Below are 14,086 nucleotides of genomic sequence, written 5' to 3' on the forward strand. Positions count from 1 at the left end.
ACTATTTACCACCGCTCGTTTTTTTCTTCATTATAAACAAAAATACCCTATAAGATGACCTTTTTGAAAGTGTCTATCTTATAGGGTACATTTTACAGTGACCGAATCCCTAATTTTTTGAAAACCTTTTTTCAATGGTTTGCATTTGTAGTTAAAATGGTGAAATTTTGTAGATATTCAGAGCTAATACTATATGAAACAACCTTCTCCTTGTATTTCTTAACTACATCAACGTGATTGTCGTAACTAAAAACAAAGAAATTAACATCTTTTTTGCCTCTTTTTACGTTGATGATAAATGGAGTAACATTAGTCTCTGGCTGTAAAAATAATTTTTCATTGCCTGGAAATATATAGTGTTTTTTTAAAAAGGAAGCTTTATTAAAATAGTCTGTAAATCTATTTTTTTCTTCCTCTTCTAAATTCTTTCCGTTAAATGTTACCGTAACATCCTTTGAATCAAGTTTTTTATGAAGTTCAAATTTACTTACTCCCCATGCCACAGCTATACTGGGAGGGCTCATTAACAATTTAATAATAGATCCAATCACTAGCGTAATAATCAAACCCGTTGTCATATCATACCAACTCTTTCAGAAATTTTATCATTTTAATAGCAATTACTATATTATTACCTTCATTGCACAGTGTTTCATAAAAAATAATTAGTAATTAGGCTATATCGATGTTTTATCATCTACCACTCAATGATAAGGGATTTATATTTTTTATAACCATCCAATTCGATGCTTTTTTGACCATCCATTTATTTTAGGGATAAAAATATCAGGTGTGTTGATTTGCCATTTTTATACACTCGAAGAGGCTGATTTCCGCTACGGGCTACTCGCTTTCCTGCGGGCGAGCGTCGAGCCGCTTCCTCCGCTGCTCTCCGTGCAGGGTCTCGTCTGTCTCGCTTTCCCGCTGGAGTCGAGTAGCCCTACACTACAATCAGTTAAAATGGAAATATATTAGCAAAATGGTAACAAAAAAACCCTTTTATCGCTCAATAATAAACCTATTTTTTCCAAATCAACACACCTTTAAATATATAAATATTTAAAACCATCCAATCTAACACATTTTTAGTCATCCAATTGTCTATAAACTATTAAGGGCTTCTGCAAACCTTTTGATTCCTTCATCGATTGAGTCTTCATCTTCCTTTGCGAAAGTAAAACGAACAAAACCATCTTTGGATCCCAGTGTAGAACCAGGAACATAAATGACGCCTCTTTTAATGGATTCTTCAAGCAATTGGGTTTCATTATAATTTTTAAGTATTTTACACCATATATGAATACCACCTTGAGGAATAGAATATTCCACCAGATCTTTTAAATAAGTATCGAGGCTTTTTATAATTTTATCTCTTCTTCTTTCTAATTCCTTAATCAAACTTTTTATATGAATATGAAAATTTTCTGATTCTAAAAAATCATTCGCTACCCATTGTGTATAGCTAGAATGACCGAAGTCGATTTGTTGTTTCGCATCGGATAATCTTTCAATCACCGATGTTGGGCCAATAATCCACCCTATTCTTAATCCTGAGGCAACAATTTTGGACAAAGAACTAATGTATAATACGTTGCCATTCCTATCCATTGATTTAAGGGTAGAGATTTTATCTCCTGAAAAAGCTGTTAAACTATAGGGATCATCTTCTACTACTGGAATTCCAAGCTTTGAGGATATGTCTAAAATCGCTTCTTTTTTCTTTTTGTTCAATAAGTAGCCCGTTGGATTTTGAAAATATGGATTTAAAAAAATCATTTTAATTCGGTGTTTTTTATATAATGACTCCAAATCTTCCGGGTTAATTCCATCCTTATCAACAGGTAGATAATGTATTTTTATACCTATCGATTTGAAAATTGGAAGATTATAATTGTAGGAAGGATCTTCTATTGCTATTGCATCTCCAGGCTTTAACAAACATTGCACAATTAAATGTAATGCTTGCTGCGCTCCTGATGTTATAAGTATTGAAGAAGGATTAGTGTCGATTCCCCGACTTTTTTTCACATGTTTTGTGATGGTATTTCTAAGGATTTCATTCCCCTGTGGATGATCGTATCCTAGGCTTCCAATAAAAGAACGTGTTGAAGTTATCTCGCTTAAAAAGCTTTTTGGAAAAAGTTCTTCTGACAATTCACCGGAAGCTAAATTTATTAATTTATGTTCAACAGCTTCTTTTCTTATTTTTTGCGTTACAGGTTGACTAGGTAAAAAAGAACCCGCCTCAATATACCTATTCCAGCTAGGAATCCGTTTTTTTGTTATACCCCATATATCTTTACTAATGGTAGTACCACTTCCTCTATTTCTTTCAATTAGTCCTATCGATTCTAATTCGTCATATGCATGAACGACAGTACTTCTGTTTAAATTTAGAGCACTAGCTAAATATCTCTCTGATGGCAATGGTTTATCAGGTGGAAATGTACCATCTGCAATTCCCTTTTCAATATATTCTGCGAGTTGTTTATAGATAGCTTTTTTCGCTTTTCTATCAGGTTTCCAATCCATATATACTCACCTCATTATTTCCTTCAAACTTGCTGAGCACCCGTTAGTATAATAGAAATGAGCTATATCCTTCATTTTAATTAAACTATTCGATCCTTTTTAAAATTTCATCTACAGTTTCTTGTTCTATGATTAAAATTTCATTATTTTCCTTTACTGTGTATATTAGTGTTCCGTCATCATAATAATTTGAGGTTAAATCTTCTTTTATTATCGTATCTGAAGGTGCTACCTTCTTAACCTTGCCATATACTTCATCTTTTGTATATTCATTATCATAAAGTGTGTGAGAGTACTAAATATAACCATCAATAATTTCGTATGGTACATAGGACTTTTCTTCACTTTGTTGTACAGTATTATCTTGTTTAGCTACAGAACAACCACTTAAAAGCAATGAAACTTGAATCTGGCGCAACATACTTTGCAATTTTTCACTTAATATATTTGTTGCGCCTATTAATTGACCAATTTCATCTTTCGATTGAACGGTTAACGCATCATCACTTAAATCACGCTCGGTAATTCGTCGAACCGGTCGAGAAATTGAAGTAGCACTATATAAAGCAATACCAATCGCAATTAAGCTCACTGTAATGATTGAAATGAAATTGACTGTGTTTAAGGTGTGGTTATCTGTAATTATGTTAAGTCCAGTTTGACGAACTGTTTCTTCTCGGTTGCTTGCAAGTCCTTCAAATCCTAACTGAATATTTCTCGCTTCATCAGCTACACTCATTAAATTTGCAATGGCTAAATCTTTACGATAATTACTAATAAAACATTAGTAAATCCAAATAAAATTTTTGCACGTCTCGTTTTAATTTGCACGAAACGTCTCTTTTCATATGTATTTTTTATAGTCAACATAGCATTTTAAATGCAAGGGACTTATATAAAACTATTATTAAACTAATACCCATAATTTCAAATATTTCTTAATTAATAGAGGGTTTTAAAATTATGCAGTAGTCAATATTATATATATCATCATCTAATACTTTGAGACTCTGTACCGTCCAAAAAGTTTCCATCTGAATTGTATATTTTTTCTGGAGAAAATAGTGGAAATAGCCCTTATTGGCAATCTAATAAATTGATATATAACTCGTAGTGGCATTACACTTATACATTATCTAGCACTCTTCTGGGTAGTTTGATCGAGATGTGCATGCTTTTTAATAGCATTTTCAGCTACAGCGGCCATTCTCACCAATGTAAGGAAATATTGCTGATTTTCTGTTGATAACTGTTTTATAATTCCAATTAGTTCATTAGTAATAGTTTCATTTTTCATAAATATCCCCTTATTATGTCTCATTTGTGATGTTTATAACCACATATTATCATAATCGAAATTATTGTCTACCGTTTTTTTCATTTGTGATAATTGAATATACAGTTTCTTTGTGATAAATTATAATTACATATAAATGAGGTGAATGTATTTTGTATAACCGAATAAAAGTAATCAGAAGTGCCTTAAAAATGAACCAAAAAGAATTTGCTCAGCACTTAGGATTAGGTCAATCAACTCTTGCTATGATTGAAGTAGGTAAACGTACATTTAGCGATAAACATATTAAAGTAATTTGTGTGACTTTTAACGTTAATGAAGAGTGGTTGCGAACAGGGGAAGGTGAAATGTTCAAATCTTCTCTCTATGAAAATGAACTAATTGAAATTTTTAATAACCTCAATCCCGAAACACAACAATATTTACTTGTTATGGCAAAAGAATTACTTTATACTCAACAAAAATTATTATCAAAGAATGAAGATGATAACTTATGAGCCAGCTTCAATTAGAAAGCTTTACAGAGATTGCTCCAATGTAAGAAAAAGAAACAGATATGTTATTCAAGGTGTGGCTTACTGACCCACCTTTTTTTCTATCCTTATTGAAGCTACACCTAATATGTTTAAACATGGCAAGAAAGAGATCTAGTTCGTATGGGTAAATAATGTTCTTGAGAATGTCCGTACAATGGTACGTCCGTCATAAGGCACGCTACTGAGCGCAAAGTCTTAAATTTGACCGAAAAAAATTATTAAAACTGAATCATCATATCGATACTTTTGGATTAATACTCTTAGGCGTATGGTTTAGTAAATTCCAAGAGCTACAAATCACTTACGACTTAAAAGAACAAAAGAACACTGTTATAATCATTTTCTATCCTTTTATAACTTATTCTTTTAAAAAGCAAAAGCGCTTCAAACCCTTGATAATAAAGGATTTGAAGCGCTTTTCAGTTGGTTCAAACTTGTTCTTTCTGAACCTTGATTCGTCCCAAGAGGGAATGAATCCCCCCTCTAAAACGTTGATACTAAAGGGTTTATCGAGGTTAATGTGTAGAATTGTGTAGAATAACTATAGTTATTTTGAAACATAATTGATTATTTAAACTCCTGGTCTAATTTAAGAGCCAATTCTCTTGAAAGCCCTAATGCCTTCAAAGTAATCATTGTAAAAAAATACTTGATTTTAGTTCATAGCAAGAGAATCAGTCACTAGCTGTAATGTATTTTTCTTTGAAATCAGTTACAGGGAGTGGACGACTTATAAAATATCCTTGAGCGTAATCACAGCCAATCTCAGACAAGAAATGATATTCTTCATCTCCTTCCACTCCTTCAGCTATAACTTTCAAGTCAAGTTGTTTTGCTATTGCTATAATAGTTTTTACAAGAGCTTTGTTTTCAACTTCTCGATTCATCCCAATGACAAAAGATTTATCAATTTTCAAAGAATCAAGAGGATATTTATTCAGGTAACTAAGCGATGAATATCCAGTTCCAAAATCGTCCATTGATAATCTTATACCAAGTTTCTTTAATTCATATAACTTTTCTATCATCGACTCCGCATACATCGCAATACTCTCAGTAATCTCTAATACAATGTGGGTCGCATCAATTGAAGTGTTCTCTATCGTGTTTTTCAAGCTTTCTACAAACGTTGGCTCGAATAACTGCCTCACAGATACATTAATACTAATTACTAATGGCTTGCACGCTTCTTTTTGGAAAAGGACATTTTGTTTAATTGCAGTATCCAATACCCACTGACCTATTGGAATAATCATTCCTGTCTCTTCCGCGATTGGTATAAATTCATCCGGTGTAACTTGTCCCAATATTTCGTTATTCCACCTAATCAGAGATTCCATCCCTATGATTTTATTTGTTTTCACATCCATAATGGGCTGATAATAAAGTTCAAATTCCTCATTATCTAGTGCGGATCGTAATTCTTTTTCAATCATCATCTTCCTATAGAAATGTTGCTGCATTTCTGATGTGAATAATTGATAGTTATTTTTCCCTCTTTCTTTTACATAATACATTGCAGTATCGGCATGTTTTATTAATGCGTTAACACAATACCCATCATTTGGAAATACACTGATTCCAATGCTTGGTGTAATAAAATGATCACAACCATCTACCAAAAAACCACTTTTAAATTGTTCCAATAATTCTTTTGCAAAAGCCTCACTATTTTCTGCATTATACTGTGGAAGTAAAATAGTGAATTCGTCACCACCAAGACGATAAATATTTGCGCATTTATGTTTTTGCTTTAGTAACATGTTAATACGTCTTGATACTTCTATTAATAAGAGATCCCCGACATCATGTCCGAGCGTATCATTTATGTATTTAAAGCGATCTAAGTCAAGAAACATAATTGCATTCTGACTTGACTCCATTTTTGCTTTTTCCAGAAGGTTCGTTAAATCCTCATTGAACATTCTTCTATTCGGCAATCCTGTTAAGGCATCATGGTTTGCTTGAAATTTGATTTCATCTTCATATTGCTTTCGCTCCGTAATATCTGTTGAAACAGCAAGTATGGCTGAGCTATCATTTATTTGAATTGGTACTTTGACAGTCTGTACCCATATCTCTTCTCCTGATGCGCCTGTAATAGATTCTTCTCTAATGAATACCTTTTGCGATAATTTGTTTATATCCGTAAGATGATCAACAGTTTGTTTCTCTACTAATGAATCTTTAAATACGTCATCATCAGCTTTCTCTAACTTATCTTGAATGTTCATGCCCATTAACTGAGCATATGATTGATTCATAAGTGTATAACGCCCATTTTCATCGTAAGCATAAATAAAGTTTGGGTTTAAATTAATGACTTGGAATAGAAACTTCTTTTGTTCAAATAGCTTTTTATTCATATTATTTACTATATCAAGATGCATTCTGCTCGAAAGAATTAATAAAGAAATAGCAAAGACCAAAATTGCAATCGAACTTGGGAACAATCCTGACGATGGAAACATATTAAAAAAGCCTATTGTATATCCAATTAACGTGAAAATAACAAAATATACTAGAAATGAACGTTCACTCTTGTTTTGTACATCTAAACTAATAAAAAAACAAATAATCATATTAACTACAAAAAAGAGAACATTGGAATTAAAAATCCACGATAGCTCTCCGTTAACAGGATAGTAAAATATATTAGAACCCATTTGTACAAGTTCTAATCCGTTTATCCCTCTATCACTCCATCCGATTATGTATACAAGTAGGGCCATTCCATATGATAGGAGAACAGTGGTACGATTAACAAGAAAACGCCACTTGTTTTTAAAATCATCTTGAAGTATTTCTTGAACAATTGCATACCCTATATAGAGAATTGTTGGTGTTACCATGATAGAGCCAAATCGAAAAATCCTGAAAAACAGCATAATTGTCTCTTCTTTAAACAGTTGCTGTGCATACAAAAATGAAACATCTATTTGCCAAAATGAGGCCATAAGAAGAAACAAAAAAATAATTTTTGATAATTTACTTTTTTTGAATAATACTAATATTGTAATTCCAACAGAAATTGGAATACATGCCAAGAGAATTAAAAATAAAAAAAACATAAAATGAGCCCCCTATGTACGTGTCAGTAATAGACAAGCATTATTTCCGCTACCTCCATGAGTAGTGATACATACAGACTCTACAGCTTGCTGCCTCGTTTCATAAACAATAGGGACGTCTTCAAATCCTTCCCCTGATGTTTTAATCGTAGGAGGGATAAAACCATATTCCATTGATAGCAGGGATGAAATGATTTGCATTGCTCCCATTGCCCCAAATGCATGTCCTATCATTCCTTTAATTGAAGTAATAGGCACTCCAGAACCAAATGTTTCCTTCAAGATAAATCGTTCGATTTGATCATTTAATTCTATACCAAGCGCCTGACTGTTTACATAGCTTGGTATTGTATTTCCAAGGGTTTCTTGAAAAACTTCAAGCATATGTCTACCAGTTATATCAGAGCTTAATAATTTTTGCCCTTCATTTCTTGAAACGACACGTTCAATCTTCCCATATATCTTCTGTTTTCGTGCTTGTGCTGATTGTTTACGCTCAAGAACGAGTACACCAGCACCCTCGGATAAAACAAAACCTCGATGCTCCGATGAAAATGGGACACCAGCTTTTTCGATTGAGGTTTCCGTTGAGAGTACTCTTATTTTTTTAAATCCATTGATTGTCCATTGGCCTAAAGGAGCATCTGTTCCCCCTACTATACAAGCATCTACACTACCTGATTCAAGTAGTTGTTTCCCAATCATTACTGCATCTATACTGGCTGTGCATCCAGTTGTAACGGTGAATGCAGTCCCACACGTACCAATCGCTTCAGCAACAGAACCCGAGAGTGTGTGCGTATCAACAATTGAAACCCCATGAATCGGAAATTTCTTGAAATCAAAACCATCTATAGCGTATTTTTCGATTTCAAGAATTGCTCCAGCAGATGTTCCCATAACTACAGCAACTCGGTGCGGCTTGAAATAATCTAAGTTCGACATTTCAGATGCATCCATCGCAGCCGCAATAGCCATTCTAACAGAACGCGGGTATCGACGGTAATTTACTCCACTTATATCTAGAAAGTCATCTTCAATCAAACCCGCAACAATACTAGAATGAGGCTGATTATCATTTTTTAAAATGCTCTGAGTACAAATACCTTTATTTAATACATTAAAAAAACTAAATTCATCTACAACACCAGGTGCTTTAATTCCATATCCTGTAATTACTATATCGTCCAATTATTTCACCTACAAATTTCAACTTTACACCATTATATACAACAAAATCAGACTTAGTCTACATTGACAAATCTTCCGTTTTATGAAATTTATTCGAATGGTTAATTTGAAACATGCTTCATCAGAATATTATTTTAATTTAAGTAAGATTATTGTTTTCCTACTAATATTTTGATTACATTCGTATTTTTTTATAGAACTAAAACTTTAAAAATAGGATATACTAAAATTTCCAGTGAACCTTATTCGAAAATTTATATTACGAGAAGGATTAAATTAATGCATAAATTTATTATATTAAATTACATAACTTAAACGACCACCTACACGTATTTCTTTACCCTCAAAATCCATGAATTGAACGACACCGTGGCGCTTTTTCGTTTGTTTTTGCGGTGTCCCAAGTAAGTCCTTTTTTTATGAAAAAAAATCAAAGCTAGTAAAATTTTACTCGTCGTAAATTTTACCAGCTTTTTTAGATTTCAGAAATTGGTTTTGTCCCAACCTTTTGACGCTTCCTTATGAAGAAAATAAATAGATGTCTTCGAACACCTTAAAGTATGCTCAAGCTTGTTTCCTTTATATCAGTGATTAGCATATGACCCGGCGCATGGGTAATTATAATAGAAGGTTTACTTTCCATAGCTACTGCCTGAGGGGTTACGCCACAAGCCCAAAATACAGGTATTTCCCCTGGCTTAATGGACACGGCATCACCGAAATCTGGTTTTGAAATATCCGTAATACCTATTTGTTCTGGACTACCAATATGAATTGGTGCACCGTGTACATTTGGAAAACGCGAAGTAATTTGGATTGCACGAATCGCATCCTCTGGTATCATAGGGCGCATACTGACAACAGTTGGTCCTTTAAACACACCTGCTTTTTCACACGCGATATTTGTTTTATACATTGGCACATTACAGTTTTCTTGAATATGTCTTATTGGAATACCTGCTTCAAGAAGAGGTGTTTCAAATGTAAAGCTACACCCTATTAAAAAACCTACCATATCCTCTTCCCAATAATTTGTAATATCTAATACTTCTTCAGTTAAAATACCATCCCGATAAATACGATATTTCGGAATATCCTTGCGAATATCTGTATTTTTAGCAATTTTTGAAGGTATAAATGATCCAGGTTCTGTCACATCTAATAATGGGCATGGCTTTGGATTTCGTTGACAAAATAGTAGAAAGTCAAAGGCATGCTCCTTCTTCAAAATCACTAAATTTGCTTGTGTGAACCCAATCGACATGCCAGAAGTTGGTCCAGAAATTTCTTGATTGCGAATAAGTTTACGGATTTCATTCGGCTCTAAAGCACTATATGTTGTCATCATCAATTCACTCCTTATAAAATAACCATCCATGAAAAGATGCTCATGGATGATTGGTTGTTAGATTAACTAAAAATTTTTGGAAGTTGTTCAATTAATGTAATAATGCTGAGATATCCCATAAGAACAACTACAATTGCTCCAGTTACAGTTAACCAACGTGGATGCTTATATGTACCAACGATTTCTTTTTTGTGTGCAGCAACTAATATAATGCCAAGTGATAATGGTAAAACCAGTGCGTTTAATGCACCTACCAAAATTAACACATTAACTGGCTTTCCAACCAAGGCAAAAGTTGTTGTTGAAATGACGATAAATGCTATAATCACCCAATTATGATATTTCTCAATGTTAGGGTGGAATGAACGAATAAATGAAACGGATGTATAAGCTGCACCTACAACAGAAGTAATCGCTGCAGCCCACATAATCAGACCAAACATGCGATAACCAATATTACCCGCAGCTAGTTGGAAAACAGATGCAGGTGGATTGGCAGGATCAATGACTAAACCTTTTGAAACAACACCAAGAACCGCTAAAAATAAAGCAATACGCATTACGCCAGTAATCAAAATCCCTGTCACAGAGCTTTTTGTTACTTCTGGCAAGGATTCTTGTCCTTTGATGCCAGCGTCCAAAAGGCGGTGACCACCAGCAAAAGTAATGTAACCTCCAACTGATCCACCAACCAAAGTTACAATCGCAAACCAGCTAATTTCTTTAGGCCAAACGGTGTTCACAATCGCTTCTCCTACAGGTGGTGAAGTTTTAAAAGCAACGAATAGCATGAGTACAATCATGACACCGCCAGCAATTTGCGCAACCTTGTCCATTGCCTTTCCTGCTTCTTTATATATAAATATAAAAATAGCAAAAAGTGCACTTAAAATGGCACCCATAATTGGATCTACGCCAAGCATTGCATTTAGCCCTAATCCAGCTCCAGCAACGTTACCAATATTGAATGCTAAACCACCTATAACAATCATAATTGCAAGGAGAACACCTAATCCAGGTAATACCTTATTGGCAATTTCTTGCCCTCGCAAGCCAGAAACAGCAATGATTCGCCAAACGTTTACCTGTGCGACAATATCTAGAATTAATGAAATTAAAATTACAAATCCAAAGCTAGCCGCTAATTGCTGTGTAAATACTGTCGTTTGTGTTAAAAAACCTGGTCCAATCGATGAGGTAGCCATTAAAAAGGCTGCTCCTATTAACACACTTTTACTTGCTGTTTTCTTAACAAATTGACCTTTTTTCTCTTGCTCGATTCCTGCTTCACTAACTTCCGTTTTTTTTGTTACCATTGGATCACCCCTCCTTGATTGCACGTACTGATATTTGATGTTCTGCTAATCTTGAATGAATATATTGTGCAAATTCTACAGCATGTTCCCCGTCCCCATGAATACAAATAGTATTTGCCTGTAATGGGATCTCGATTTGCTGTTGTGACAGCACAATTCCCTTTTTCACCATTCTCACAACCTGATTCACAGCTTGTTCCTTATCGGTAATCAATGCATCAGGTTGTTTACGAGATGTTAAAGAACCATCCTTTTGATAGGTACGATCTGCAAACACTTCATGGGCTGTTTGAAGCCCTACTTTTTCTCCGGCTTTTGTTAATTCACTACCTGAGAGACCGAATAACACAAGTGAAGGAGAAATATCATAAATGGCTTGTGCGATTGCCTCAGCAATCGCTGGATTTTTAGCAGCCATATTATAAAGTGCTCCATGTGGCTTAACATGCTGCATTGTTTCATTGTAAGTCGTTAGAAAACCTTGCAATGCTCCAACTTGATAAATAACCATATCATAGGCTTCCTGTGGTGTGATGTTCATCTCACGTCGTCCAAAACCATTTAAATCCGGTAATCCTGGATGTGCCCCGATTTTTACACCATTTGCAATGGCTAGCTTAACTGTCTCTCGCATGACTGTTGGATCTCCGGCATGGAATCCACAAGCAATATTAGCAGAGGTTACATATTTTAAGATTTCTTCTTGCTCTCCAAGTCGATAACGACCAAAACTTTCCCCTAAATCACAGTTTACATCAACTCGAAACATCTTCTTCCCCCGTTTTCTTCCCACTAAAGTAGTTTTAATGAATACGTTTACAACTATTTTGTACCGATATTCGGAACTTAAGTTTTGAAATTTAAAAAAATCTTAACATATTTTATTGTTACTGAAAAGTATGAATTTGAAATTTTGAGAAAGAATATTTTTTTTGAAATTTTCATTTAAATTAAACTTGTTTTCGTTTATTGTTTAAATATAATATTAATAATCCGTTATTTAAAACTTACATACCGAATTTCGAAACTTCAGGAGATGGTTTTTATGATGAATTTAAAAGAGAATGTACAGATAAGACCTTTGAATGATTCTGCACTAGTCATTCATGTAGGTGAAGGAATAAGTGAGGCAATTCACAACAAAGTTAAAAATATATTGAACTTATTAGAGAGAAATCCATTTGAAGGATTCATCGAGGTTGTGCCTGCCTATAATAATGTGACGGTTTATTACAATCCGATTGAAGTATACTTTTCAAATATAGGAAAAGGAGGCGAAATGCCTTACGATAAGGTGAAAGAAACAATTCTTTCTTTAATGAACCAATCTCACATAGTTGAAACAACGAAGGAACGTGTCGTAAAAATCCCTGTAGTATATGGTGGTGAAATGGGACCAGATCTAGAATTTGTAGCCTCTTATCATGGTATAACACCTAATGAAGTCATTAAAATCCACTCTTCTGTGGAATATCTTGTTTACATGATAGGCTTTGCTCCAGGTTTTCCGTTTATGGGAGGAATGGACAGACAAATTGCAACACCTCGTAAAGAAACTCCACGGTTATCGATTACTCCGGGATCTGTTGGAATTGCGGGAAATCAAACAGGGATTTACCCATTAGAAACTCCAGGTGGATGGCAAATCATCGGACGAACACCTTCTCGTTTGTTTCTACCTGAACAATCTCCTCCAACCTTATTACAACCGGGTGATCGAATTCAGTTTGTACCAATTTCGTTGGAAGAATATAAGAGCGATTGGGAGATGGAAACATGGGCATAAAGGTATTACAGCCAGGTATGCTGGCAACCATTCAAGACCTAGGAAGATATGGGCTACAAAAGTTTGGTGTTATCGTCGGAGGAGCAATGGATTCAATTTCCTTACGAATTGCGAATTTACTTGTTGGAAATTCCGAAGGAGAAGGCGCTCTTGAGGTGACACTTTATGGAACAACCCTTTTATTTGAAACTGATGAACTGATCGCAATTACAGGTGGCAATTTACAACCTACAATAGACGGTAAAGAAGCACCAATGTGGCGACCACTTTTTATTCAAAAAGGATCTATTTTAAAATTTAATACCGCGATTAGTGGTTGCCGAGCCTACGTATCGTTTAGTGGCGGAATCCAAGTGCCCAAAGTGATGAGCAGTAAAAGCACCTACATACGTGCTGGAATCGGAGGTTTTCATGGAAGAAAATTGCTGAAGAATGATGTCTTTGAATTAGATAGACGATCAGAGTTAGGGGAAGAACTTTTTAAACAATTAAAAAAAGAACCAACGTACCTTTCTTGGTCAGCTGATTACACATCCTTTGTTACATTAAAAAAAACACAAACAATCCGCTTCATAAGAGGCTCTGAATATGAGCATTTCGATGAGGAGAGTTTAAAAAAACTCCTTTCAACGCCTTACACCATCACAACACACTCAGATCGAATGGGCTATCGATTAGATGGAGAGGCTATTCAATTAAAAGAGCCATTTGAATTATTATCCGAAGGGGTTACATTTGGAACGATTCAAGTGCCCTCCAATGGGCAACCTATTATTTTAATGGCAGATCGTCAAACAACTGGTGGATATCCTAAAATAGCTCAAGTGATTTCTGCCGATTTACCATCATTAGCACAAATGCAAGCAAATGGTCGAGTCTATTTTAAAGAGGTCACTCTTGAAGAAGCTCAATTGGCATTAATAGATCAAGAAAGAAAACGAAATGAATTAGCTTTTGGGCTCCGTTTAAAAAGGTTATAGCATATTTAGATAAAAATATTTCCTAAAAA

General features: G+C 34.5%; 12 protein-coding genes. 3 read left to right on the forward strand and 9 right to left on the reverse strand.

Annotated elements, in window-relative coordinates:
* Positions 1-131 precede the first annotated feature (131 nt).
* The 4 genes from ACQKN2_RS20735 to ACQKN2_RS20750 all read right to left on the reverse strand — a co-directional run bounded on the left by ACQKN2_RS20735 (position 132) and on the right by ACQKN2_RS20750 (position 3,829).
* Positions 132-578: a YfmQ family protein gene (locus ACQKN2_RS20735; RefSeq protein WP_427416630.1), complete on the reverse strand. Its 447-nt coding sequence runs from the start codon at positions 576-578 to the stop codon at positions 132-134.
* A 523-nt stretch (positions 579-1,101) separates the two neighbouring features.
* Positions 1,102-2,532 (reverse strand): PLP-dependent aminotransferase family protein, encoded by a 1,431-nt coding sequence (locus ACQKN2_RS20740; protein ID WP_427416631.1) that lies wholly within the window; start codon positions 2,530-2,532, stop codon positions 1,102-1,104.
* A 295-nt stretch (positions 2,533-2,827) separates the two neighbouring features.
* Positions 2,828-3,271, reverse strand: a complete 444-nt coding sequence (locus tag ACQKN2_RS20745; protein WP_427416632.1) for a hypothetical protein — start codon at positions 3,269-3,271, stop codon at positions 2,828-2,830.
* 393 nt (positions 3,272-3,664) lie between these two features.
* Entirely contained in the window at positions 3,665-3,829 is a 165-nt protein-coding gene (locus ACQKN2_RS20750; RefSeq protein WP_323646905.1) for a hypothetical protein, read from the reverse strand.
* A 152-nt stretch (positions 3,830-3,981) separates the two neighbouring features.
* Between ACQKN2_RS20750 and ACQKN2_RS20755 the strand changes: the two genes are divergently transcribed.
* Positions 3,982-4,326: a helix-turn-helix transcriptional regulator gene (locus ACQKN2_RS20755; protein ID WP_323646907.1), complete on the forward strand. Its 345-nt coding sequence runs from the start codon at positions 3,982-3,984 to the stop codon at positions 4,324-4,326.
* A 713-nt stretch (positions 4,327-5,039) separates the two neighbouring features.
* Here the strand turns inward: ACQKN2_RS20755 and ACQKN2_RS20760 are convergent.
* From ACQKN2_RS20760 to ACQKN2_RS20780, 5 genes are all read right to left on the reverse strand, one after another.
* The gene (locus ACQKN2_RS20760; RefSeq protein ID WP_427416633.1) at positions 5,040-7,436 is read right to left on the reverse strand and encodes an EAL domain-containing protein; all 2,397 of its coding nucleotides are present in this window, start codon (positions 7,434-7,436) and stop codon (positions 5,040-5,042) included.
* A 12-nt stretch (positions 7,437-7,448) separates the two neighbouring features.
* Positions 7,449-8,627, reverse strand: coding sequence for a beta-ketoacyl synthase N-terminal-like domain-containing protein (locus ACQKN2_RS20765; protein WP_427416634.1), 1,179 nt, complete (start codon positions 8,625-8,627; stop codon positions 7,449-7,451).
* Positions 8,628-9,180: 553 nt separating this feature from the next.
* Complete coding sequence (locus ACQKN2_RS20770; protein WP_427416667.1) at positions 9,181-9,972, reverse strand: putative hydro-lyase; 792 nt, start codon at positions 9,970-9,972, stop codon at positions 9,181-9,183.
* 65 nt (positions 9,973-10,037) lie between these two features.
* Positions 10,038-11,255 carry an NRAMP family divalent metal transporter gene (locus ACQKN2_RS20775; RefSeq protein ID WP_427416668.1) on the reverse strand — a complete coding sequence of 406 codons (1,218 nt, stop codon included), beginning with the start codon at positions 11,253-11,255 and terminating at the stop codon, positions 10,038-10,040.
* A gap of 40 nt (positions 11,256-11,295) precedes the next feature.
* On the reverse strand, positions 11,296-12,060 hold the full coding sequence (locus ACQKN2_RS20780; RefSeq protein WP_427416635.1) for a LamB/YcsF family protein: 765 nt from the start codon (positions 12,058-12,060) through the stop codon (positions 11,296-11,298).
* A gap of 276 nt (positions 12,061-12,336) precedes the next feature.
* Between ACQKN2_RS20780 and pxpB the strand changes: the two genes are divergently transcribed.
* Both pxpB and ACQKN2_RS20790 read left to right on the forward strand, forming a co-directional pair.
* Positions 12,337-13,077, forward strand: a complete 741-nt coding sequence (gene pxpB, locus ACQKN2_RS20785) for a 5-oxoprolinase subunit PxpB (RefSeq protein ID WP_427416636.1) — start codon at positions 12,337-12,339, stop codon at positions 13,075-13,077.
* On the forward strand, positions 13,068-14,057 hold the full coding sequence (locus ACQKN2_RS20790) for a biotin-dependent carboxyltransferase family protein (RefSeq protein WP_427416637.1): 990 nt from the start codon (positions 13,068-13,070) through the stop codon (positions 14,055-14,057). The genes pxpB and ACQKN2_RS20790 overlap by 10 nt, the downstream gene beginning before the upstream one ends.
* Positions 14,058-14,086 lie beyond the last annotated feature (29 nt).

The sequence above is a fragment of the Lysinibacillus sp. NPDC093688 genome, assembly GCF_050280145.1.
Taxonomy (GTDB): domain Bacteria; phylum Bacillota; class Bacilli; order Bacillales_A; family Planococcaceae; genus Lysinibacillus; species Lysinibacillus xylanilyticus_B.

Coding starts and splice junctions, on each gene's coding strand:
- ACQKN2_RS20735 (WP_427416630.1), bottom strand. CDS start 578: ATGACAACGGGTTTGATTATTACGCTAGTGATTGGATCTATTATTAAA.
- ACQKN2_RS20740 (WP_427416631.1), bottom strand. CDS start 2,532: ATGGATTGGAAACCTGATAGAAAAGCGAAAAAAGCTATCTATAAACAA.
- ACQKN2_RS20745 (WP_427416632.1), bottom strand. CDS start 3,271: ATGAGTGTAGCTGATGAAGCGAGAAATATTCAGTTAGGATTTGAAGGA.
- ACQKN2_RS20750 (WP_323646905.1), bottom strand. CDS start 3,829: ATGAAAAATGAAACTATTACTAATGAACTAATTGGAATTATAAAACAG.
- ACQKN2_RS20760 (WP_427416633.1), bottom strand. CDS start 7,436: ATGTTTTTTTTATTTTTAATTCTCTTGGCATGTATTCCAATTTCTGTT.
- ACQKN2_RS20770 (WP_427416667.1), bottom strand. CDS start 9,972: ATGACAACATATAGTGCTTTAGAGCCGAATGAAATCCGTAAACTTATT.
- ACQKN2_RS20780 (WP_427416635.1), bottom strand. CDS start 12,060: ATGTTTCGAGTTGATGTAAACTGTGATTTAGGGGAAAGTTTTGGTCGT.
- pxpB (WP_427416636.1), top strand. CDS start 12,337: ATGATGAATTTAAAAGAGAATGTACAGATAAGACCTTTGAATGATTCT.
- ACQKN2_RS20790 (WP_427416637.1), top strand. CDS start 13,068: ATGGGCATAAAGGTATTACAGCCAGGTATGCTGGCAACCATTCAAGAC.